At 40.7% G+C, this 22,070-nt stretch carries 21 protein-coding genes; 16 read left to right on the top strand and 5 right to left on the bottom strand.

Going from position 1 to position 22,070, the window contains the following annotated elements; translation table 11 throughout:
• The first annotated feature begins 2 nt into the window (after positions 1 to 2).
• The 4 genes from HC000_RS08070 (at position 3) to HC000_RS08055 (ending at position 4,345) form a co-directional block, all read left to right on the top strand.
• On the top strand, positions 3 to 743 hold the full coding sequence (locus HC000_RS08070) for a 2,3,4,5-tetrahydropyridine-2,6-dicarboxylate N-succinyltransferase (protein ID WP_011326897.1): 741 nt from the start codon (positions 3 to 5) through the stop codon (positions 741 to 743).
• On the top strand, positions 743 to 1,948 hold the full coding sequence (locus HC000_RS08065; RefSeq protein ID WP_179807389.1) for a PLP-dependent decarboxylase: 1,206 nt from the start codon (positions 743 to 745) through the stop codon (positions 1,946 to 1,948). Before HC000_RS08070 ends, HC000_RS08065 begins: the two co-directional genes overlap by 1 nt.
• A 49-nt stretch (positions 1,949 to 1,997) precedes the next feature.
• Positions 1,998 to 3,116, top strand: a complete 1,119-nt coding sequence (locus HC000_RS08060) for a succinylglutamate desuccinylase/aspartoacylase family protein (protein WP_179807388.1) — start codon at positions 1,998 to 2,000, stop codon at positions 3,114 to 3,116.
• Positions 3,117 to 3,310: 194 nt separating this feature from the next.
• The gene (locus HC000_RS08055) at positions 3,311 to 4,345 is read left to right on the top strand and encodes a phospholipase A (RefSeq protein WP_179807387.1); all 1,035 of its coding nucleotides are present in this window, start codon (positions 3,311 to 3,313) and stop codon (positions 4,343 to 4,345) included.
• Positions 4,346 to 4,433: 88 nt separating this feature from the next.
• On the opposite strand, the gene HC000_RS08050 is transcribed toward HC000_RS08055, so the two are convergent.
• Entirely contained in the window at positions 4,434 to 5,327 is an 894-nt protein-coding gene (locus HC000_RS08050; protein ID WP_011326892.1) for a bifunctional GNAT family N-acetyltransferase/hotdog fold thioesterase, read from the bottom strand.
• A gap of 174 nt (positions 5,328 to 5,501) precedes the next feature.
• On the opposite strand from HC000_RS08050, the gene HC000_RS08045 reads away from it, so the two are divergent.
• Positions 5,502 to 6,218: a fused MFS/spermidine synthase gene (locus HC000_RS08045; protein WP_257025457.1), complete on the top strand. Its 717-nt coding sequence runs from the start codon at positions 5,502 to 5,504 to the stop codon at positions 6,216 to 6,218.
• On the opposite strand, the gene dtd is transcribed toward HC000_RS08045, so the two are convergent.
• Together dtd and HC000_RS08035 are read right to left on the bottom strand one after the other, a co-directional pair.
• Positions 6,202 to 6,639, bottom strand: coding sequence for a D-aminoacyl-tRNA deacylase (dtd, locus tag HC000_RS08040; protein ID WP_058372331.1), 438 nt, complete (start codon positions 6,637 to 6,639; stop codon positions 6,202 to 6,204). The two genes, HC000_RS08045 and dtd, sit on opposite strands and share 17 nt — an antisense overlap.
• Before the next feature lies 1 nt (position 6,640).
• Positions 6,641 to 7,543, bottom strand: coding sequence for a virulence factor BrkB family protein (locus HC000_RS08035; RefSeq protein ID WP_179807398.1), 903 nt, complete (start codon positions 7,541 to 7,543; stop codon positions 6,641 to 6,643).
• An 87-nt stretch (positions 7,544 to 7,630) separates the two neighbouring features.
• Here HC000_RS08035 and HC000_RS08030 point away from each other — a divergent pair, with 87 nt between their 5' ends.
• Together HC000_RS08030 and HC000_RS08025 are read left to right on the top strand one after the other, a co-directional pair.
• Positions 7,631 to 8,287 carry a DUF2959 domain-containing protein gene (locus HC000_RS08030; RefSeq protein WP_086993793.1) on the top strand — a complete coding sequence of 219 codons (657 nt, stop codon included), beginning with the start codon at positions 7,631 to 7,633 and terminating at the stop codon, positions 8,285 to 8,287.
• A 92-nt stretch (positions 8,288 to 8,379) separates the two neighbouring features.
• On the top strand, positions 8,380 to 9,459 hold the full coding sequence (locus HC000_RS08025; protein ID WP_011326887.1) for an MBL fold metallo-hydrolase: 1,080 nt from the start codon (positions 8,380 to 8,382) through the stop codon (positions 9,457 to 9,459).
• Positions 9,460 to 9,792: 333 nt separating this feature from the next.
• Here HC000_RS08025 and typA read toward each other — a convergent pair whose 3' ends face one another.
• On the bottom strand, positions 9,793 to 11,616 hold the full coding sequence (gene typA, locus HC000_RS08020; RefSeq protein ID WP_179807385.1) for a translational GTPase TypA: 1,824 nt from the start codon (positions 11,614 to 11,616) through the stop codon (positions 9,793 to 9,795).
• Between the two features lie 509 nt (positions 11,617 to 12,125).
• Between typA and glnA the strand changes: the two genes are divergently transcribed.
• The 9 genes from glnA to HC000_RS07975 all read left to right on the top strand — a co-directional run bounded on the left by glnA (position 12,126) and on the right by HC000_RS07975 (position 21,550).
• On the top strand, positions 12,126 to 13,532 hold the full coding sequence (glnA, locus tag HC000_RS08015; protein WP_011326885.1) for a glutamate--ammonia ligase: 1,407 nt from the start codon (positions 12,126 to 12,128) through the stop codon (positions 13,530 to 13,532).
• Between the two features lie 115 nt (positions 13,533 to 13,647).
• Positions 13,648 to 14,169, top strand: a complete 522-nt coding sequence (locus tag HC000_RS08010; protein ID WP_089368922.1) for a DUF4124 domain-containing protein — start codon at positions 13,648 to 13,650, stop codon at positions 14,167 to 14,169.
• Between the two features lie 92 nt (positions 14,170 to 14,261).
• Positions 14,262 to 15,332, top strand: a complete 1,071-nt coding sequence (glnL, locus tag HC000_RS08005) for a nitrogen regulation protein NR(II) (RefSeq protein ID WP_011326883.1) — start codon at positions 14,262 to 14,264, stop codon at positions 15,330 to 15,332.
• A gap of 15 nt (positions 15,333 to 15,347) precedes the next feature.
• Entirely contained in the window at positions 15,348 to 16,733 is a 1,386-nt protein-coding gene (gene ntrC, locus HC000_RS08000; protein ID WP_011326882.1) for a nitrogen regulation protein NR(I), read from the top strand.
• Positions 16,734 to 16,762: 29 nt separating this feature from the next.
• Positions 16,763 to 17,221: a cyclic nucleotide-binding domain-containing protein gene (locus tag HC000_RS07995; protein WP_011326881.1), complete on the top strand. Its 459-nt coding sequence runs from the start codon at positions 16,763 to 16,765 to the stop codon at positions 17,219 to 17,221.
• 79 nt (positions 17,222 to 17,300) lie between these two features.
• Positions 17,301 to 17,684, top strand: coding sequence for an RNA-binding S4 domain-containing protein (locus tag HC000_RS07990; RefSeq protein WP_011326880.1), 384 nt, complete (start codon positions 17,301 to 17,303; stop codon positions 17,682 to 17,684).
• Between the two features lie 107 nt (positions 17,685 to 17,791).
• Positions 17,792 to 18,226, top strand: a complete 435-nt coding sequence (locus HC000_RS07985) for a hypothetical protein (protein WP_179807384.1) — start codon at positions 17,792 to 17,794, stop codon at positions 18,224 to 18,226.
• Between the two features lie 186 nt (positions 18,227 to 18,412).
• A complete protein-coding gene (gene acnA, locus HC000_RS07980; RefSeq protein WP_011326878.1) occupies positions 18,413 to 21,157 on the top strand; it encodes an aconitate hydratase AcnA in 2,745 nt (914 codons plus the stop codon).
• 141 nt (positions 21,158 to 21,298) lie between these two features.
• Entirely contained in the window at positions 21,299 to 21,550 is a 252-nt protein-coding gene (locus tag HC000_RS07975) for a hypothetical protein (protein ID WP_011326877.1), read from the top strand.
• A 14-nt stretch (positions 21,551 to 21,564) separates the two neighbouring features.
• On the opposite strand, the gene HC000_RS07970 is transcribed toward HC000_RS07975, so the two are convergent.
• Positions 21,565 to 22,068, bottom strand: a complete 504-nt coding sequence (locus HC000_RS07970) for a DUF4124 domain-containing protein (RefSeq protein ID WP_011326876.1) — start codon at positions 22,066 to 22,068, stop codon at positions 21,565 to 21,567.
• Positions 22,069 to 22,070 lie beyond the last annotated feature (2 nt).

The following is a 22,070-nucleotide window of genomic DNA, read 5'->3' as shown; positions in this document are numbered from 1 at the left end:
TAATGAGCTGGTTAGAACTATTAAATAATTTAGAGTCGGGCGCAGTACGCGCAGCATCACAAAACGAAAGCGGCCAATGGCAGGCTAACGTTGCAGTAAAACAAGGTATTTTAGAAGCCTTTAAAAATGGTACAAACACCGAATTTGTCGGTGGCTTTGTTGATAAACATAACTTAGCGCCACAACAGTTTAGTGCCACCGATGGCGTACGTATGGTCCCGGGTGGCTCAAGCGTTCGCCGTGGTGCTTATGTAGCTAAAGGCACTATTATTATGCCACCAGCGTATGTAAATATTGGCGCATACATTGACGAAGGCACTATGGTAGATAGTCACGCTTTAGTTGGCTCGTGCGCGCAAGTAGGTAAAAATGTACACCTTAGCGCAGCCGTGCAACTTGGCGGTGTGTTAGAGCCAATTGGTGCCAGCCCAGTGGTAGTTGAAGATGATGCATTTATTGGCGCAGGCTGCGTAATTGTTGAAGGCGTAGTAATTAAAAAAGGCGCAGTACTTGCTCCTGGTGTGCGTTTATCGGCCACAATTCCGGTTTACGACTGTGTAAACGAGCGCCAACTAGACAAAGGCGAGCCAATTCCTGAGTACGCTATTGTAATACCAGGCTCTCGCCCTGCTTCAAACGAATGGGCGCGTGCACAAGGTTTAAGCATGTCGTGCGCGTTAATTGTTAAGTACCGCGATGAGCAAAGTGATGCATCATTACTACTTGAAGAGGTTTTACGTTAATGAGCTTTTTGAGCACGGGCGTTAAAACGGCAATTAATGAATTATCAAGCCAACTCGATAGCCCATTTTTTGTTTACGACCTAGATACGCTAAATAGTCACTTGGCACAATTGGTCGCACAAACCGAAGTAAAACTTTGGTATGCGGTTAAAGCGAATCCGCTGTCTAAAATTATTCAATGCTTAGATAACGCCGGGTTTAATTTTGACGTAGCCAGTAAAGGCGAGCTTGAGCAAGTACTTGCTCAAGGCGTTAGTAGCGATCGCGTGCTCAACACCGGGCCAGCTAAAAGCCCAAAACAAATTAAACACTTTATTGAGCGCGGCGTACGTACTTTTGTTGCCGAAAGTATTAATCAAGTTCGCTGGCTCAATGAACAAGCCAAGCTACAAAACTGTCAACTACAGGTATTACTGCGCGTACAGTTACGTTGGCCCGAGGGCGAAAAAAATCCACTAGGTGGCGATAGCCTCACGCCATTCGGACTCGGTTGTACAGAGTGGCAGGCACTTAATATTACCGACTATGACGCACTTAGCTTTGATGGCCTGCATATTTTTCAATGGGGAAATATGCTCAGCACGCAAAAACTCAGTGAGTTGTGGTCACAAATGATTGCACCACTTAGCCAACTTGCCCGCGATTTAAATATAAACCTTAAAATTTTAGATTTAGGTGGCGGCTTAGGTATTCCGTATACGCAAAACGACATAACGCTTAATTGGGATGACTTAATAACTGCCCTCGCTAAAATTAAAAAACAGGCGGGCGTTGAAGAGTTATGGATGGAGCTTGGCCGCTATGCCGTGGGTGAATGCGGACATTACGCAGCCCCAGTAGTAGAGCGCAAACAAAACTATGGCCAACAACAAGTTATTTTAAGTGGCGGTATAAACCACTTATTGCGCCCAGCCGTCACTAGTCAAGACTTTCCAGCAGCATTACTACGAGATTCACACACACCAACCCAAGCTATGAGCTTATACGGGCCACTTTGTACCGCACTCGATTGCTTGGGCGAGCACGCATTACCAAGTGATCTAAATGAGCACGACTGGTTGGTGTTTAGTCAATGTGGTGCCTATGGTTTTAGTGAAAGTATGCCGTACTTTTTATGCCACGAACTTGCTGGCGAATATGTTTTAGAACAAAACAAACTTAGCTGTTTGCGTGCAGCCGAAGATGCCAGTTATTACTTGAGATAATGTACCTAAGATAATGTACCTGAGATAAAATTAAAATGTTGAGATACTCATGATCGCCTCACCAATTAGTCAAGAAAACATCGTCGTTGGTGAAGTTGCCAATGGCTTACCACTCACTATTCCTGTGTATCGTTTAAAAGGCGATGGCACGGGGCCAAGTGTGTATATTCAGGCCAACATGCACGGAGCTGAAGTACAAGGTAACGCGGTAATTTTTCAACTACTTGAACAATTAAAGCACCTTAATCTTAAAGGTGATATTACTTTAGTGCCCTATGCCAACCCTATTGGTTGCAATCAAAAGTCGGGGGAATTTACCCTAGGTCGGTTCGACCCTATCACCGGCACTAATTGGAATAGGATGTATCATTATAATACTGATTTAGTCACTCAGTTTGCACAAAACCATATGCAATACGACGATGCCATATTAAAAAGCGCGTTCAAACAGGCACTTATTGACGAAGTTGACAGTAAACTTAATGGCCCTGCTTATTTACTCAATACTGGTAAACGCATTGCGCTTAACTTACAAAAGCTCGCTCACCAAGCTGATATAGTACTGGATTTACACACAGGTCCTATTTCAAGCAAGCACTTGTACTGCCCAACCTATGCGACTAATAGCGCTCGCTACTTTAATATTGAGCACGTACTGCTTATTCCAAGTGACTTTGATGGTGCGATGGATGAGGCAAACTTTTGCCCGTGGTGGCATTTAAGCGAAGCACTGAGCAAGCAAGGCCGCGAGCTCAGCATACCTGTAGAAGCTTTTACTGTAGAGCTAGGCAGCCAAGAAAAAATAGACTTGAGCGAAGCACTAAACGATGCAAACAGTATTTTAAGTTACTTAAATTATAAAGCCGTATTTGTAAATGCGCCCTACACTCCAGCTAACATTACTCGCTACGCGTGTCATTTAAACGATTACTTTGCTTACTACGCGCCCATGGGCGGAATGGTTGAGTATATTGCCCCCCTAGGCGGGCATATTAAAGCGGGTGAGCCAATTGCTAAAATACTGCGCATGGAACGTTATTTAAGTGAACAGCCACTACAAACACTTATTCTTGAGTGTGATGCCATTGCCATACTGCACTTTGCCTCGGCGAGTGTTAATCAAGGCACTGAACTGTATAAATTTTTTACTAACGTATTTGAGCTTTAAGCTCTCCCTTCTCATTGCGTGAGAGTAAGTTAACTATAGTTAATTTGCATTATAAAAGCGGCTTAGGCCGCTTTTATTTTTATCTAATTATACAAAATATACGTAAATTCAGTAAAAGTTCACCGCTGCATATGTAAAAAGAGGTTATAATTACGTTAATCTATTAAACCCTCCACACTCACAAAGGAATTACAATGAGCTGGCGATACTTGATCATACTTTCAACATTAGTTACTACTACTGTTTTTGCTGAAGAAAAATCTAAAAGCAATGAGCAAAATAGTAATATTGAGCTGGTAAAACAATGTATTTTAAATGAAGTGATTGGTGGGGACGGCAAACAAACACTCGACCAGCTTCGTAAAAAATGCTCTGCTCTTGAAGAGGATAAGCAGCTTACAGCCATCGATAAGCGCAAAGCACGTGAAGCGGTAAGCCAAAAAAACCGTAATGTGATTACGCCACATAAACGTAACTACATTTTACCTATTTCGTATGTATCGCATCCGAACAATAGCTCGTTTGAAACATTCGACGAGCTAACTGGCGAAAAAAATGACGAGCCACTCGATAACTTAGAAGCCAAATATCAGCTTTCAATTAAGGTGCCTCTATTCAATGACTTTTCTGATGAAGACCAAGCTATATTTTTTGCCTTTACACTACAGTCATATTGGCAGCTTTATAACAAAGAAAGCTCATCACCATTTCGTGAGACCAACTACGAGCCAGAAATTTTTTGGGTTAACTATTTAGATCCAGAACACGTTCCTTGGGGCGATGAAATGGCTGTTGTTTTGGGTATTTCGCATCAGTCTAACGGTAATAGCCAGCCAAATTCGCGTTCATGGAACCGTATTTACGCTAACTTTATTTGGGAAAAAAATGGCTTTGTGTTTAACTTTAAGCCTTGGTATCGTATTTCAGAAAGCGAGAAAGAAACACCTTTAGACCCAAGAGGCGACGACAACCCTGACATTTACAAATACATGGGTTACTTTGAGTTTAGCGGTGCGTATCGCCTTAATGAACATGAATTTAGCTTTATGACCCGTAACAACTTAAATTCAGACAATCGCGGTGCATTACAGCTCGATTGGTCATTTCCGCTTTGGGGCCGAGTGCGTGGTTATGCACAGTACTTTAATGGCTATGGCGAAAGCTTAATTGATTATAACGCTGATATAGAAAGAATTGGCGTAGGTATACTACTTACCGATTTACTTTAATTAATTAGCGATTAAATTAAACAAATTAAAAAGCCAAGCATCGCTTGGCTTTTTTCGTGCTTTAATTTAACTATAAAGTGCTAACAGCTTATTTTTTTACTACAAACTGCCCTTCAAATTCAGCCACTACCTTATCACCATCATAAATAATAACAGGTACTAAATAGCTGGCTTTACCTTCAGTTTCTAACTCGCTGAGCTTACCCTTACAGCTTTGTATATCAACACAGCCGCGTGGATCACTGCTAAGCGGTTTTAAATATTTAATATTGGCATCGGCTAATACAATATTTCCTTCAAGCCCTGCTTCTTTTAGTGCTAAGTAGGTTGCGCCCCACCCCGTAAGGGTTGCTAAGCTATAAATAGAACCAGCAAACATAGTGTTATGCAGGTTTAAATTAGCATCTAAATCTGCGCTAGTCGTAAATTGCCAGTCGGTATAGCTCTCTACTTTAATGCCCATTGCATCACTAATTGGAATTGACTCACGCCAGGTATTTTGCAGCACTTGAGTCCAGTTAGGGTGGCGAAACCAGCCAGGCTCTGATGGCTTTTGTTTTACCATTTTATAGTGCTGTACATCGCCGTACGCCAAATGCGCTTTTTCTTGCGTTTCATAACCATGGCGCTTATAAAATTCGAGTGCGCGCTCGCGTGCAAATAACACCAACTCTGCAGCGTCTTGTGACCATGCTATTTTTTCTAGGTCATGTAATAAACGACTACCAATATGCTGATTACGACTTTCTTCAGCTACAGCCATATAGCGAACTTGAGCTTGTTGCTGGTTATTAAAGTGCAGCCGCGCCACCCCTAATACTTTACCCGCTTTATTTTTAATAAAGCGATGCTCGGCATCTTGTTCTAAATCATCCTGTTCAGAACCACGTGGCTCACCCCAAGGGGCACGTAAAATTTCCCAACGTAATTGATAATAGGCTTGCCAATCTTCACTACTTTGCGGTGTACTTACCTGAAACATACATACTCCTGCTGTTAAGCCGTAAATAAAATACAGCGTCACTTAATTATGGCAAATACCATACTCCATCTAAAAAAAACTGCCAATACGACTTTGGTGATGGCAAATACAAAGTGTAAAAAATTAATGACAAAAGCCATTGCGCTTTGCTTCGGCTAGTTTATGCTGGGCAACATGAGCGAATACATAAACCCTGTAAATGGCCTAATTAATAGCTATTTTATTGAAAATAGCCACAGTATTGGCCAGTTACTTTATTGGCATAAATATGGGGGCGATCACATTCAAGTACGCCAACATCAGCAACTGCGTTGGCTGCTAATAAATGACACTCTGCAATCTGTGGTAACGCAGCAGCAACCAAGCAATTTATTACTTCCACACTTACAGTGCTTAGCACAGCATTGGCACACTTTAAGCGCCCCTAAAAAAGTACTCGAGCTGGGGCTTGGCGGCGGCGCAATTCGTAATTATTTGCTGCACCAATATCCACACGCAAAAATCACCTCAGCTGAAATAAATGCAGATATAATTAGTTGTTATAAAAAGTTTTTTACTACGCAGCAAGTGCCTAGTAATAATACACAGCGGTTACTTTGTGAGGATGCTCAGCAAGTACTGGGGCGCGCCCGCAACATAGATTGGATTATTTTAGATTTATTTAGCCAAATAGACGCGCCACGATTTTTATTCGCCCCCGCTTTTTATCAAAAAATACACGCAGCCCTTAACAACAACGGCACGCTATTTATTAATTTTTTATCGCAACATGAGTCGCAATTAAAACAGTTACAGCAAGTATTACTTAATGTATTTGGTTATAAAGTTAGCCCGCAAAAGGTAGCAGGCTATATAAATCATATTGTGGTGATCACTAAACAGCTAAATTAAAGGTCACTGGCCCATCGTTACACAAGCTCACTTGCATATCGGCACCAAACTCACCGGTAGCAACCGTTAAATTAAGCGCCTTGGCTTGCGCTACAAAGTACTCGTATAACTCATTAGCTTGGCTTGGGGTTGCCGCCGATGAAAAACTAGGTCGCATGCCCTTTTTAGTATTTGCCGCCAAAGTAAACTGCGATACCACTAATAGCTCACCAGCAATATCTTTTAGACTTAAGTTCATTTTGTCGTTTTCGTCAGTAAAAATGCGGTAATTACTAATCTTATGCAGCAACTTATCGGCCGCTTGCTCGTCATCTTGTTTTTCAACACCCAACAACACTAAAATTCCTTGACCAATTTCGCCAACTACTTGGTTATTAATTTCTACTTTGGCATGTTTTACACGTTGTATTAAACCTTGCATTTTACAGCGTATCCTTTGTGTTTTCTTGCTCGTCTAGCTCTATTTCGGGCGTGTCTTCTACATTTTCAGGGCTAATACACGCCGTAAGCTCAGCGCCCAGCAACACCACTATCCACGACAAATATATCCACACAAACAAAATAGGAATGGTAGCAACTGCACCATAAATAACTTCATAAGATGGAAAGTGGCTAATATAAAGCGCAAAACCTTTTTTAGTTAACTCAAACAACATGGCAGCAAATAGTGCCCCAGGTATCGCCGCTTTAAACGACACTCGAGTGTTGGGCACCAAGGTGTAGAGCATAATAAAACCCACCATAGAAATGCCGTACGGTAATAACTTTAATAAAAAGCCACTAAACCCCGGAATCCCCTGATCAGCAAACGACACCAACGATACAATATACGAAGTAACTGCAATGCTGCCGCCTAAAAATACGGGCCCTAAACTAAGTACCATCCAATAAACGGCAAACGAAATCATCATTGGACGCTTTTTCTTAATTCGCCAAATACGGTTAAGCGTGGCATCAACATTACGAATAAGTAACAAGGCAATAGCAGCTAAAAAGCCAATGCCCACTGCGGTCATTTGATTTGCATTGCCCGCAAACGAGCTAATATGCTCTTTAATAACATCTGACGAAGTAGGCACAAAGTTAGTAAATAAAAAGCTTTCAATTGCTAATCGAGTTGATTCAAACCCCGGAAAAGCCGAAAATATCGCCACACCTACGGCAATTAATGGCACCAAAGACAGCAAAGTTACATAAGCTAAATAGCCCGCGTTAACGGTTATTTGGTCATCAATACAGCGGTTAATATATTGCATCCACCAGCCGGGTTGCTGCCGTAAAAAAGATCCAACTTGCTGTTTATAATAAGAGAGCTTATCGTTCATAACATTGACTTGTGCTAATATAATTTTGACCATAATAACAATCAGCACCATAATTTACAGCATTAACACACGTAAATAGGAAACCAAATGAAAAAACAAACATTACTGAGTGTTACCGTACTTGCACTTGCACTAACATTATCGGGTTGCCAGTCGGCTTATTACTCGGCCATGGAAAAGGTAGGCGTACACAAACGCGATATTCTTATTGACCGCGTAGAAGAAACCAAAGACTCGCAACAAGAGTCTCAAGAAGAGTTTAAGTCAGCGCTTGAGCGCTTAACTACACTTATTGATTTTAATGGTGGCGAACTGCAAGACACTTACAATCAGTTAAACGATGACTATGAGTCGAGCTTAAATGCCGCTAACGAAGTGTCAACTAACATCAATAAAGTAGAAGACGTAGCAGAAGCCTTATTTGATGAGTGGAGCGATGAGCTTGAGCAATATAAAAGCGCATCACTTAAACGTGAAAGCAGTAAAAAGCTAGCCGCGACTAAGCGTCAATTTGATCAGCTATTACGCTCAATGCGCAGCGCAGAGAGCAAAATGGAGCCGGTATTAACATCGCTTCATGATAACGTTTTATACTTAAAGCATAACTTAAACGCACAAGCGGTATCGGCTATTAAAGGCGAGTTCACTAACCTTAAACGCGATATACAATTGCTTATGAACGACATGAACAAATCGATTGCCGACTCAAATAAATTTATTGAACAAATGAATAGTGCCGGTTAATTAGCTGATATTATATTTAAATTTGCCTGCATTATTGCAGGCTTTTTTATGGCTGCATGGCTGCTTTAGCACTATTTAAAACGGATTTAATTATGAAACACATTACCCTTATAATCTTTATAAGCTGTTTTTTATCAGCGTGTAGTACACCTAACCAGGTGCAAAAAATAGCTGATAAAAACTCAGTTATTGCTGTTAACAACCAAACAGGTCGTTACCATAATTTATATCAAGGCAAAAAGGTTTACCCAACCACCTGCGAGCAAAACTGCTACCCGCCACATCCGAACTTGATTTGCGAAACACCCAGCAGCAACTGCCAGTATCAAGGTAAGCAAATTAAGCCGCCGCTCAATACCGGTTATACGGTTCGTTGGTTAGGGCATGCCAGCTTTGTGGTCAGCACACGTAATGGGCAAAATGTATTATTTGATCCGGTTAGTGAGCAGTTTGATTCACCGGTTGATTTAGGCTTTAAGCTTGCAGGTGGGTTTTATCGCAAACCCGGAGCATGGCCAAATAAGCAAACACTTGAAAACATTAACGCCGTTATGTATTCGCATATTCATTATGATCACTTTAATAAAGCAGATATTAAAAAACTGGGTAATCAACCACGTTATTTAGCCCCGCTAGGCATGGCAGATAACTTCCCAACGGGTGGCTTTAATATTACTGAAATGGCGTGGTATGCAAAAACCAGCATTGAGGACTTAACCATACACGCAGTGCCTGCACATCACTTTAGTAATCGGGTGCTTATTCCCTATATTTACGAAGATGATAATAAAGATTCTTGGAATGGCTGGCTGCTTGAACAAAATGGCAGCACCTTATTTTTTGCCGGCGATACTGGCTATTCAAAACACTTTAAAGACATACAACAAAAATACGGTGATATAGACCTATGCCTAATGCCAATTGCCTCTTATTACCATAAAACCAACGCTAAAGGGTATCGATACGTTCATACTACGCCAGAGGATGCCCTCAATGCGGCCACAGAGCTTAATTGCAAAGTAATGATACCATGGGGATATGGCAACTCAAGTTGGCAAATGGGCGATCACAGCAGCCACTCAGCGCTATCGCGCTTACTGCATATGTATAAACAAATGAATGCACCAGTACCGCTGTATATTTTAAATGAAGGCGAAACAATTAAACTTTAACTAATGCACGTAGGTTGGGTTGAGCGCAGCGAAACCCAACGAAAAATACCCTACCAACAAACACTAGTACTTAGCCTTATCGGCTGTTTTAAGCTCACTCTGCGTACAAAAGATCTTTAAGTGAATTATTCACAAAGAGGTTAAGAGGCGCTGCGCTTTTAGAGGAAAAAACTCAATGCAGTGCACAAGTGCACAGCGCACCAATTATCGCGGTGGTTGTAATTTCTTTAATCTACCCTCTTTAACCTTTTATTTAGCTAACCCACAAACACAAAAAAGCCGCTGTATTTTGCAATACAGCGGCTTTTAAAATCATTATTCTAAATTAATAGATTATGACTTAGGCGCACGACCCGCACGTTTACGTTCGTTTTCTGTAAGATGACGCTTACGAATACGAATGTTTAGTGGCGTTACTTCAACTAACTCATCTTCATCAATAAACTCAAGCGCTTGCTCAAGTGAATAGTTTAAAGGTGGAGAAAGCGTTTGTGCTTCATCTGTACCAGATGCACGTACGTTAGTTAACTGCTTACCTTTAAGGGCGTTAACTGTAAGGTCGTTATCACGGTTATGAATACCGATAACCATACCTTCGTAAACTTCAACACCGTGACCGATGAATAAACGGCCGCGCTCTTGTAAGTTAAACAATGCGTTAGTCAGTGCTTTACCTGTAGCATTTGCAATGATTACGCCGTTTTTACGAACACCGATTGAACCGCCTTTATGAGGACCGTAATGATCGAACGTATGGTACATAAGACCAGAACCCGAAGTAATTGTCATGAAATCAGTTTGGAAACCAATTAAGCCACGGCTTGGGATAATAAAGTCTAAACGCATACGGCCTTTGCCATCTGGAGACATGTTAGTAAGCTCACCTTTACGTAGGCCAACTTGCTCCATTACAGAACCCTGATGCTCTTCTTGACAGTCAATTGTTACTGTTTCAAACGGTTCTTCTAATACACCGTCAACAGTACGCAAAATTACCTCTGGACGAGATACAGCAAGCTCGTAACCTTCACGACGCATATTTTCGATTAAGATACCTAGGTGTAATTCACCACGGCCAGAAACACGGAAGCTATCTGGGCTAGCAGTATCTTCAACGCGAAGTGCTACGTTGTGTACTAGCTCTTTGTCTAAACGCTCACGAATATTACGTGACGTTACAAACTTACCTTCTTTACCACAAAACGGTGAGTTATTTACAGAGAATGTCATTGTTACTGTTGGCTCATCAACACTTAGTGGTGGTAATGCTTCAACGTTAGTAGGACAACAAACAGTATCTGAAATCTTAAGCTCGCCAATACCGGTTACAGTAACAATGTTACCTGCATAACCACGGTCTGTTTCAATACGCTCAAGGCCTAAGTAGCTTTGTACTGTACCAATTTTACCGTTACGTTTAGTACCATCAGCACTAATAATAGTTACTTGTTGGTTTGGAGCAACAGAACCACGCTTGATACGACCAACACCAATTACACCCACGTATGAGTTGTAATCAAGTTGAGAAATCTGCATTTGGAAGTCACCTTCAGGATCTGCATCTGGTGGTGATACTTCGTCAACGATCATTTGGAACATGGCATCCATGTTATCAGATGGCTCGTCTAAATCTAATGTTGCCCAGCCGTTGATTGCTGATGCATAGATTACTTTAAAATCTAACTGCTCGTCAGTGGCGCCTAAGTTATCGAATAAATCAAAGATTTGATCCATAACCCAATCAGGACGTGCACTTGGCTTGTCGATTTTGTTAATTACTACGATTGGCTTTAAACCTTGCGCAAATGCCTTTTGCGTAACAAAACGCGTTTGTGGCATTGGGCCTTCTTGAGCGTCAACAATTAGTAATACTGAGTCAGCCATTGAAAGTACGCGTTCCACTTCACCACCGAAATCGGCGTGTCCTGGAGTATCTACGATATTAATGTGGTAGCCGTTCCATGAAATAGCGGTGTTTTTCGCTAAAATGGTAATACCACGTTCTCTTTCTATATCGTTTGAATCCATCACGCGCTCTTCATTACCGCCGCGTGTTTCTAATGTGCCTGAAAACTCAAGCAGTTTGTCAACCAGTGTAGTTTTACCGTGGTCAACGTGGGCGATAATTGCTATATTTCTTATCTTTTCGATACTCATTAATATTCACTCAGAGAAATTGAATCTCATTGATCCTGCAGGGGCTTACGCACTCACCTGCGTTTTCACGAGATGTCCCAGCATAGGATTTAAAAGGGCGCATATTATCCCTTATAAATGGAATGGATGAAAGTTTATCCAAAATAAATTTGCAAACTTTCTGGTTTTTTTATTTAACCTACTGTTTTAAATTAACTAATTATAAAAATAAAATTTTTAATATTTTTATAAAAACCTCCACTTTAATGACTTTATTGCTATTTTGGTCAGTCTTTTGTATTTACTTTATGTTAGTCTATCACGATTAAATAGCGAGCAACTTTTTACTCTGTAACTGTTGCACTATATTGAAGCATTTACGCACCATAATGGTGCGCATTAGAAACAGCCGTTATTACTTTTGTATTTTTTATGTTTATAAACATTAAGTTACAATAGTGGCACAAAATCAGCTTATAAAACACAAAGCATTTAAGCAGCAATAACAAAACCTTATAGTTGGAGGACACATGTCGCAATCGGTTTTAGATTTTATTAAAGAAAATGACGTTAAGTTCATTGATTTACGCTTTACTGATACCAAAGGTAAAGAGCAGCATATTTCAATTCCTCATCACCAAATTGATGAAGACTTTTTTGAAGATGGTAAAATGTTCGATGGTTCTTCAATTGCTGGCTGGAAAGGCATAAACGAATCAGACATGGTGCTAATGCCTGTTGCTGAATCAGCTAAGCTTGACCCATTCACTGAAGAAGCCACATTAATTATACGTTGTGACGTAGTAGAGCCTTCTACATTACAAGGTTACGAGCGCGATCCTCGCTCTGTAGCAAAGCGTGCTGAAGAATATATGCGCTCTACGGGTATTGCTGATACGGTTTTATTTGGCCCAGAGCCAGAGTTCTTCGTATTTGATGACGTAAAATATAAAACAGACATGTCTGGCTCTATGTACAAAATCGATTCTAAGCAAGCTGCTTGGAACTCAGATAAAGAATACGCAGACGGCAATACAGGTCATCGCCCTGGCGTTAAAGGCGGTTACTTCCCAGTTGCTCCTGTTGATGACTTTCAAGATTGGCGCTCTGCTACTTGTCTAGTATTAGAAGAAATGGGACAAGTTGTTGAAGCACATCATCACGAAGTAGCAACTGCAGGACAAAACGAAATTGCTACGCGCTTTAATACTATGGTGATTAAAGCCGATGAAATTCAAGAAATGAAATATGTTATTCATAACATGGCTCATTTATACGGCAAAACAGCCACTTTTATGCCTAAACCTATTGTTGGCGATAACGGTTCTGGTATGCATTGTCATCAGTCGTTAGCTAAAGACGGTGTTAACTTATTTGCAGGTGATAAGTACGGCGGTCTTTCTGAAGATGCGCTTTATTACATTGGCGGTATTATTAAACATGCTAAAGCAATTAATGCGTTTGCTAATGCCTCTACTAACTCGTACAAACGTTTAGTACCAGGTTACGAAGCACCAGTAATGCTTGCATACTCTGCACGTAACCGTTCTGCATCGATTCGTATTCCGGTAGTACCATCAGCTAAAGGTCGTCGTATTGAAGTACGCTTCCCTGATGCAACGGCTAACCCGTATCTTGCTTTTGCTGCCATGCTTATGGCTGGCCTTGATGGAATTAAAAATAAAATCCATCCTGGTGATGCAATGGATAAAGATTTATACGACCTACCTGCAGAAGAAGCAGCAGAAATTCCAACCGTTGCCTCTTCATTAGAAGAAGCACTGGCATCTCTTGATGCTGACCGTGAGTTTTTAAATCAAGGTGACGTGTTCTCTAATGATTTAATTGATGCTTACATTAAACTTAAGAGTCAAGAAGTTGAAAAACTTAACATGACAACGCACCCAATTGAGTTTGAAATGTATTACAGCTGTTAATTTTAGTTAACAGTTATAAAATATACCTTTAAGCCCGCTTTGCGGGCTTTTTTAATGGTAAATTAGTACTTTCTCCACTAAAGTAAAGTTAATGTTAAAAATGCAGGGTTGCAGAGTGAGTAGCAAGATTTTATTACTACTAATTACTTCATTATTAAGTGTTTGTAGTTACGCTGGTGAAAAAAAAATTTACGCATGGAAAGATAAAAATGGCGTACTGGTGTTTTCAGATACCCCCCATATTGGCGCCAAAGAGATAAAACTCACCAGCCAAGATTTAACCATGCCTGCAACAAATACAGATATATTAAATAATCAAACTAAAGCGCAGCCGGTTGCATTTAGTATTGGTATTGCATCGCCTGAGCATCAGCAAACTATTCGTGAAAACACCGGCTCTGTGTATGTATCTACTCGCATTACCCCCCGCTTTGAAAACGACTTTACAATACAGCTATTTCTTGATGGTAAAGCCTATGGCGCAGCAAGTGATACCTCAACCTTTGCTTTAAGAGATGTAGAGCGTGGTGAGCACACTCTGCAAGTTAAGCTGTACAACAAACAAAACCAAGTCATTGCGACAAGCCCATTGAGTGTATTTTTTATGCATAGAAAAGGCTTAAGCTTAGGTAATTAACTCCCACCTAATTCACATTAAAAATAGCAATTGCAGTGCAATTTCATTAAATTACTTGCCTGAAAACACAGGCGCACTAAAATGGTGCAACAATGCTTAATAACACACACTTTAGCCCTGAGCTACTCAATGCCATATGGCAAAATCAAACCACCGCCGTGATGCTTTTAAACGAAAGCTTTACGCTTATTTATGCCAATACCAGTACCAGTGAACTACTTGGTTTAGGCACTAAGCGTTTATTAGGGCAGTCTTTTGATGATTTATTTAACTACCATTCAATCGATTTAAAACGCATAGCGCAATACTCTTTAATTGATGGCGTAGATTGCCACCAGCATAGGGCTGACGTGGTATTTGTTGATTCTCGCCATGCTAAATTAGCAGTCAGTTCAAAACAGATAAAATACCAAGGTGCACTTTATATTTTATTAGAATGTCGGCAAACCGATGATGAAATTAAATTCGATCAAGCATCAAATCAAATGCACCAATACCAAGCCGCACGTAATTTAATTCGAGGTTTAGCGCACGAAATTAAAAACCCTTTAGGGGGAATTCGCGGAGCGGCGCAGTTATTGCAATACGAGGTAGACCAGCAAGAAAGAAATGAATGTGCCGAGCTTATTATTGAGCAAGCCGACCGATTGCGTGAATTAGTAGATAGACTGCTTGGGCCTAACCAATTACCGCAAAAGTCTTATGGCAATATACATCAAACCTTAGAGTCGGTGATCAAATTAAGTACCCTAGATAATAGTGACAATATTCGCTTGGTAAAAGATTACGATCCGAGTATTCCCGATGTTTATATTGACCAAAGTAAAGTGCAGCAAGTGGTGCTTAATATTGTGCGTAATGCCCAGCAGGCATTAGTTAATGGTGGGGAAATAAAAATTAAAACCCGAATTAACTATCAGCACCGCCGGCCCGGTAAGGCACCCAAAAAAGCCTTGTTAATTCAAGTGCTCGATAATGGCCCAGGGATTGATATTAGTGTACGCGATACTTTGTTTTATCCTATGATCACTAATAAAGATGGCGGCTCTGGATTGGGGCTTTCTATAGCGCAAACATTAATTGATCAACACAATGGTTATATTGAGTGCGATAGCTGGCCTGGTCACACCGAATTTAATATTTATCTGCCTTTTGCAGATTAACGCCTTGGAGTATGCATGAAAACAGTTTGGCTTGTAGATGACGATGCCTCAATTCGTTTTGTATTAGAAAAAGCGCTTACTCGCGCAGGTTTTACAGTACAAAGCTTTGCTGAAGCACAAAGTGTGCTTAATGCATTAAAATTTAGCCAACCTAGTGTGCTGATCTCCGATGTAAGAATGCCCGGTATGGACGGCATGGCACTGCTAGAGCTAATAGCAGAGCAAGTGCCCGGCTTACCGGTTATTATTATTACCGCGCATTCAGATCTCGATTCCGCCGTAAATGCCTTTCAAAAAGGGGCTTTTGAATATTTAGCCAAACCTTTTGATTTAAACGAGGCGATTGCCCTAGTTGAAAGCGCCTATAGAGCTAATTCTACAAAAAAAGTTAAACGTAAACTCACGCCCCCTAAAAGCGCACATATAATTGGCGAAGCACCTGCCATGCAAGAAGTGTTTAGGGCCATAGGTAAGCTTGCAGCCTCAAGCATGAGTGTACTTATTAATGGTGAGTCAGGAACGGGGAAAGAGCTTGTTGCCAGCGCCCTGCACAACCATAGTCCACGTAAAGAAAACCAATTTATTGCGCTAAATATGGCCGCAATCCCTAAAGAGCTGGTTGAGTCAGAATTATTCGGCCATGAAAAAGGGGCTTTTACTGGTGCAGATAGCGTGCGAAAAGGCCGTTTTGAACAAGCCAATGGCGGCACCCTATTTTTAGATGAAATTGGCGATATGCCTCTCGACGTACAAACTCGACTACTGCGGGTATTATCTGATGGTGAGTTTTACCGTGTTGGCGGGCATAAAAGCATAAAAGTAGATGTGCGTATTATTGCTGCAACCCATCAAAACCTTGAAGAGCTCGTAAAACAAGGCAAGTTTAGGGATGACTTATTTCATCGCTTAAATGTAGTGCGCCTGCGCTTACCAGCCCTTCGAGAGCGTACCGAAGACATTGAGCGTCTAGCACTGCACTTTTTACATAAAAGCGCTAAAGATCTACAAGTAGAAAGTAAAATTCTTAGCCTTAAAGCAATTGAGCAGCTACGCTTGTTCAGTTGGCCCGGTAACGTACGTCAATTAGAAAACACCTGCCGTTGGCTTACGGTTATGGCTCCTGGCGAGCTTGTTAGCGAGCAAGACTTGCCACCTGAAATTATTAATGCATCACTAACTCAAGAAGAAGGCGATTGGTTAGATGCCTTCCAGTTATGGCTTAATCAGGAACTTAAACAAGGTAAGGAAAATATTTGGCCTAATATTCAAGCGCAACTAGAAACCCGCTTAATAAAAACAGCACTCGCCAATTGCGCAGGCCACAAACAAGAAGCCGCTATAAAAATAGGCTGGGGACGCAATACATTGACCCGTAAATTAAAAGAGCGCAACATTAATTAGTTTTGCGCGTAATAACTCTTAGGTAATTAATGAAGTTAATAGAGAACATTCCGCTATTTAAACAGATGGAAATTATCAACCGTTTAGGATTTTTTAAAGAATTTAGCCTTAACGAGCGCCAAATACTTTTAGAGTCGTTTGGTTTATTATATTTAGTGCGCGAAAATTCATTTTTATTTAAACAGCACGACAACGATAAGCGCTTATTTATAGTACTTAGCGGTGCATTAATAGTGTTTAAGCACAACCATTTATTAGAGCTCGGTACTATACGTCCTGGGGAGTTTATTGGTGAAGGCGCTTTTATTAATAACCGCGCACGCAGCATTAGCGCACGTGCTAAAACGGATGCAATTGTGCTTGCTATTACCTCTGATGCCCTTACTCGCTTACCCAATGTAATACGCGAAAAAATTAAAGATAGAATAATTGAAGGTATGAGCTTACGTATTGCCAAGTTGAGCGAACACATAGAAAACCATGGTTAGATTTGTATACGCACTTTGATGCAAAAATAGTGACTTCACTTTATACTAGCGTTAATGCGTTACCCCACCGAGAGCAAACATGAACGAAGAATATATAGAAATTGAATTAGAAGAAGAGCCGATTGAGCTGTGTAAATTATTAAAAGTACTAAATTTAGTAGAAGGCGGCGGCCAAGCAAAAAACTTAATTGCTGAAGGTTATGTGGGTGTTAACCATGAAATTTGTACAATTAAACGGAAAAAACTATACAGTGGCGACATACTAGAATTTGATGGTGAGCTTTTTCAACTTGCATTAACCGAAGATGCAACACCGGTAGAGCGACCTGCCGAGCAGCCGCAATCTGAGCCAAGCCAAGCAGCACCGCAGCCAGCGAGTCAGCCTGCAAAAAATAAACGTAAGCGTACTAAAAAACCTAAAGTAGATGAAAAAACCGGTCGTCGCCCTATTTCATTCGGTTAAATTATAGTCTTTTTTTGATTTTATATTTATAAAACCAGCCAGCTTGTATAGTTGGCTTTTTTGATCTTTAATTACCTCACTAACTATAAAAAAAGTAAGGTAATTAAATGCTTGCACACCCCCCTCCTAAGTGGTTAAAACCACTCGCATGGGTAGCGCTTATATGGAACTTATGCGGCGTTATTGCCTTTGCACTACAAATGCTGATGACACCTGAAGTAATTAGCAAAATGCCTATAGATCAGCAAGCTGCATATTCTAACATTCCCGTTTGGTCAACCATTGCATTTGCTATTGCAGTCTTTGGCGGCACGCTTGGCAGTGCTTTATTGCTCGCTAAAAAGTCATTTGCACTGCCCGTATTTACCGTGTCGTTAATAGCTATTTTAATCCAACAGTATTACAATTTTATTGTTATTAACAGCGTTGAAATAATGGGATCTAGTGCGGTATTTATGCCACTGTTTGTGGTAGTAATTGCCATATTGCTACTTTGCGTTAGCTTTAAAGGCAAACAGCAAGGCTGGTTGTATGCAAATTAAAAATATCTTTTGGGTAAGTCTAGCTGGCTCCCTTGAATTAAAAACTTTCAGCATCATCTCTATTGTAATGGCTGTTTAAAAATCACGCTTTAAACACTGTTTTTTATCTTGGTATACACTTTGCAATTCACAAACTATAAAAGGTCACTCTACACAACACTTATCTAATAACAAAAGGGGCAAATAATGAATAATAGTTTCAAAACCCAGCAGCAACTTACCGTTAATGGTGAGCAGTTTCATATTCACTCTCTTAAAGGCCTTGGCGACAAAGCCAAACGCTTACCTTTTTCTTTAAAAATACTACTCGAAAACCTACTTCGTAACGAAGACGGCGAAAACATTAAAGAACAAGACATTCAAGCCCTATTAGATTGGGACCCTCAAGCTAAACCCTCTGCTGAAGTAGCGTTTACGCCTGCCCGTGTTGTGATGCAAGACTTTACCGGTGTACCTGCCATTGTCGATTTAGCGGCAATGCGCGATGCGATGGAAAAACTAGGCGGCGATCCTGCAAAAATTAACCCACTTTCTCCTGCTGAACTTGTTATTGACCACTCTGTGCAAGTAGATGGCTATGGTAACGAGGGTGCGTTTGACTTAAACGCCAAGCTTGAATATGACCGTAATAAAGAGCGTTATGAATTTTTACGTTGGGGCCAAACTGCCTTCGATAACTTAAAAGTTGTCCCTCCAGCAACCGGTATTGTGCACCAAGTAAATTTAGAGTATTTAGCGCGCGTTGTTTTTAATGATGAACGTAATGGCCAAAAGTACGCGTACCCAGACACCTTAGTGGGTACCGATTCGCACACCACTATGATTAACGGCTTAGGCGTACTTGGCTGGGGCGTAGGCGGCATTGAAGCCGAAGCCGCTATGCTTGGCCAACCTATTAGCTTATTAATACCTCAGGTTGTAGGGGTTAAATTAAACGGCCGTTTACCAGAGGGCACCACAGCTACCGACTTAGTACTTACCGTTACCGAAATGCTACGTAACCATGGTGTCGTAGGTAAATTTGTAGAGTTTTATGGTGATGGCCTTGCCGACTTACCACTTGCCGATAGAGCAACAATTGCCAACATGGCGCCAGAATATGGTGCTACATGTGGTATTTTCCCGATTGATGACGAAACCATTAACTATCTGCGTTTAACCAACCGCGATGAGAAACAGCTTAAACTTATTGAAGATTATGCTAAGCATCAAGGCTTATGGCGTAACGATGGCGATGAAGCTAATTACACCGATAAACTTGAACTGATATTAGATGACGTAGTACCAAGCCTTGCTGGCCCTAAACGCCCACAGGATAGAATATCACTTGATAAAGCTGGCGAAGCAATTAGTCAGCATTTAAAAGAGTTTCAAGACGAGCGTTTAGCAAAAATTAGCAGCAGTGATACAGAGCAAGCACGTATCGAAAGCGAAGGCCCTGTAACTAATCCTGACGAATCAAGCAATGAAGCGCCGTTTATAGGCGCAGCAAAAGTAAACTTTAAGGGCCAAGAGTTCGAACTAAAAGATGGTGCCTGTGTTATTGCCGCAATCACTAGTTGTACAAACACCTCTAACCCCAGTGTTATTTTAGCGGCTGGCTTAGTTGCTAAAAAAGCCAAGCAATTAGGGATTAATGTAAAACCTTGGGTTAAAACATCACTTGCTCCTGGCTCTAAGGTCGTTACTGACTACTTAGAAAAAGCAGGGCTAATGGACGATTTAGAAAGCCTAGGCTTTAACTTAGTTGGCTATGGTTGTACAACGTGTATTGGTAACTCAGGCCCGCTGGCTCCTGAAATTTCAGATGCTATTCAAAAGCACAAACTGGTTGTGAGCTCAATTTTATCGGGTAACCGTAACTTTGAAGGGCGTATTCACCAAGATGTTAAAATGAACTTTTTAGCATCTCCTCCGCTTGTTGTAGCTTACGCCATTGCGGGAAGAACCGATATTGACGTATATAACGAACCACTGGCACAAGATGCTAACGGTAACGATATTTACCTTAAAAACATTTGGCCAAGTGTTAAAGAAGTAAGCGATTTAGTTAAGGAAACGGTAACCAGAGAAATGTTCGAAAAAAGTTATGCTAACGTATACGAAGGCGATAGCCGTTGGCAAAAAATTCAAATACCTGATGGGAAACTTTACGATTGGGATGATGCATCAACCTATATTAAAAAAGCACCCTTTTTTGATGGTATGAGTATTGAGCCTCCGGGTATTCCAACCATTACCGGCGCACGTTGTTTAGCAAAACTAGGTGACTCGGTTACTACGGATCATATTTCGCCAGCCGGTGCGATTAAAGCAGACTCACCAGCAGGGTTATATTTACAAGATAACAAAGTAGGGCAAGCGCAGTTTAACTCTTATGGTTCGCGTCGTGGTAACCACGAAGTAATGATGCGCGGTACATTTGCTAATATTAGACTTAAAAACCTCCTTGCACCTGGTACTGAAGGCGGTGTTACCCGCACGCAACCTGATGATGAGCTTGCCAGTATTTATGATGCCGCCATGGAATATCAAAAGAACGATACGCCATTGGTTATTTTAGCTGGTAAAGAATATGGTACCGGCTCATCTCGTGACTGGGCGGCGAAAGGCTCGCTACTGTTAGGTGTTAAAGCTGTAATAGCACAAAGCTATGAGCGTATTCATCGCTCTAACCTTATTGGTATGGGAGTTTTACCGCTACAGTTTAAAGATGGCGAAAGTCATGAGTCGCTAGGTTTAACCGGCCAAGAGCAGTTTGATATTGAAGGCTTGTTTGATAAAACCAAGGAAGTTAGCGTTATTGCAACCAATAGTGAAGGTAAAAAAGTAAGCTTTAGTGCCGATGTACGTATTGATACGCCAAAAGAGTGGGATTACTACAAACACGGTGGCATTTTACAGTATGTACTTCGTAATATGCTCGATTAACTAATAGCAACTTAAACTTACGCCTAAAATTTAATCATAGCCTAACAATTTTGTTAGGCTTTTTTATGCGCGTCAGTTGCGATAAATCAAGGTAATGCTTTAAAAACACCCTACACTAGTAAGACTATTAGTGAGGGCGCTATGTCACAAATCATAATTATTAGGCTACTTAAAATATCAATTGTACTTGGGTTATGCCTAATTGTGACTGGTCATGCGTTAATTGTATCAAGCTACTTTACTCGCCAGCATGGTATTAACGGCATAATTATAGCGGCAGCCTGCATTGCTATTGGCGTATTATTATCGTTACCCACTAAAATTTATTTAACTATTTTACTTATGGAAGCAGAAAAGCGTTATTTAAAAGCGCATAGCCATAAACACAAATAATGAATAATGAATAATTAAAAACCGTTTAAATCATTTAATTGTTTAGTACGTTGCTCTAATTTTTGTTTTGCTTTTTCAGCGTCATCAAACACCTTTTTAATTGATACTGGATCATAAACTGTAGGTGTAGCTGAAGTGCTATTTACTGCTGAGGATTTGGAACTGCCCGATAAAATAGCCGTATCTTGGGCAACCACCACGTTAATATCTTTAGGGTCTAGTTTTACTTCAACACTTTTACCATTAGGGTGAGGCGTATCTGAAAAATGCCATTGGCCTTGCCGATCTTGCCACTTAAATATTTTACTGCGGGTTGTTGAGGGTGTGTTCGACACGCTACTAACGGCTTGCTCAAACGTATTGCTGGTAAACGAGATTATTTTATCTTTAATTTGCTGAGATTCGTTGATCACAACAGATGTACTAAGCCATGTTTCTCCGTTTGGCTTTTTTAAATAAAATAGAGAAATAACAGCAATAATCATTACTGACACTGCTAAATAGGTAAAGTATTTCATAG

Source organism: Pseudoalteromonas sp. MIP2626 (assembly GCF_013414205.1).
Lineage (GTDB): Bacteria > Pseudomonadota > Gammaproteobacteria > Enterobacterales > Alteromonadaceae > Pseudoalteromonas > Pseudoalteromonas nigrifaciens.
This window is presented reverse-complemented; position numbering and strand designations above follow the sequence as displayed.

Coding starts and splice junctions, on each gene's coding strand:
- HC000_RS07970 (WP_011326876.1), bottom strand. CDS start 22,068: ATGAAATACTTTACCTATTTAGCAGTGTCAGTAATGATTATTGCTGTT.
- HC000_RS07975 (WP_011326877.1), top strand. CDS start 21,299: ATGTCACAAATCATAATTATTAGGCTACTTAAAATATCAATTGTACTT.
- HC000_RS08035 (WP_179807398.1), bottom strand. CDS start 7,543: ATGAACGATAAGCTCTCTTATTATAAACAGCAAGTTGGATCTTTTTTA.
- HC000_RS08065 (WP_179807389.1), top strand. CDS start 743: ATGAGCTTTTTGAGCACGGGCGTTAAAACGGCAATTAATGAATTATCA.
- HC000_RS07995 (WP_011326881.1), top strand. CDS start 16,763: ATGAAGTTAATAGAGAACATTCCGCTATTTAAACAGATGGAAATTATC.
- HC000_RS07985 (WP_179807384.1), top strand. CDS start 17,792: ATGCTTGCACACCCCCCTCCTAAGTGGTTAAAACCACTCGCATGGGTA.
- ntrC (WP_011326882.1), top strand. CDS start 15,348: ATGAAAACAGTTTGGCTTGTAGATGACGATGCCTCAATTCGTTTTGTA.
- glnA (WP_011326885.1), top strand. CDS start 12,126: ATGTCGCAATCGGTTTTAGATTTTATTAAAGAAAATGACGTTAAGTTC.
- HC000_RS08045 (WP_257025457.1), top strand. CDS start 5,502: ATGAGCGAATACATAAACCCTGTAAATGGCCTAATTAATAGCTATTTT.
- HC000_RS08030 (WP_086993793.1), top strand. CDS start 7,631: ATGAAAAAACAAACATTACTGAGTGTTACCGTACTTGCACTTGCACTA.
- HC000_RS08070 (WP_011326897.1), top strand. CDS start 3: ATGAGCTGGTTAGAACTATTAAATAATTTAGAGTCGGGCGCAGTACGC.
- typA (WP_179807385.1), bottom strand. CDS start 11,616: ATGAGTATCGAAAAGATAAGAAATATAGCAATTATCGCCCACGTTGAC.
- HC000_RS08060 (WP_179807388.1), top strand. CDS start 1,998: ATGATCGCCTCACCAATTAGTCAAGAAAACATCGTCGTTGGTGAAGTT.
- HC000_RS08050 (WP_011326892.1), bottom strand. CDS start 5,327: ATGTTTCAGGTAAGTACACCGCAAAGTAGTGAAGATTGGCAAGCCTAT.
- dtd (WP_058372331.1), bottom strand. CDS start 6,639: ATGCAAGGTTTAATACAACGTGTAAAACATGCCAAAGTAGAAATTAAT.
- HC000_RS08025 (WP_011326887.1), top strand. CDS start 8,380: ATGAAACACATTACCCTTATAATCTTTATAAGCTGTTTTTTATCAGCG.
- HC000_RS07990 (WP_011326880.1), top strand. CDS start 17,301: ATGAACGAAGAATATATAGAAATTGAATTAGAAGAAGAGCCGATTGAG.
- HC000_RS08055 (WP_179807387.1), top strand. CDS start 3,311: ATGAGCTGGCGATACTTGATCATACTTTCAACATTAGTTACTACTACT.
- acnA (WP_011326878.1), top strand. CDS start 18,413: ATGAATAATAGTTTCAAAACCCAGCAGCAACTTACCGTTAATGGTGAG.
- glnL (WP_011326883.1), top strand. CDS start 14,262: ATGCTTAATAACACACACTTTAGCCCTGAGCTACTCAATGCCATATGG.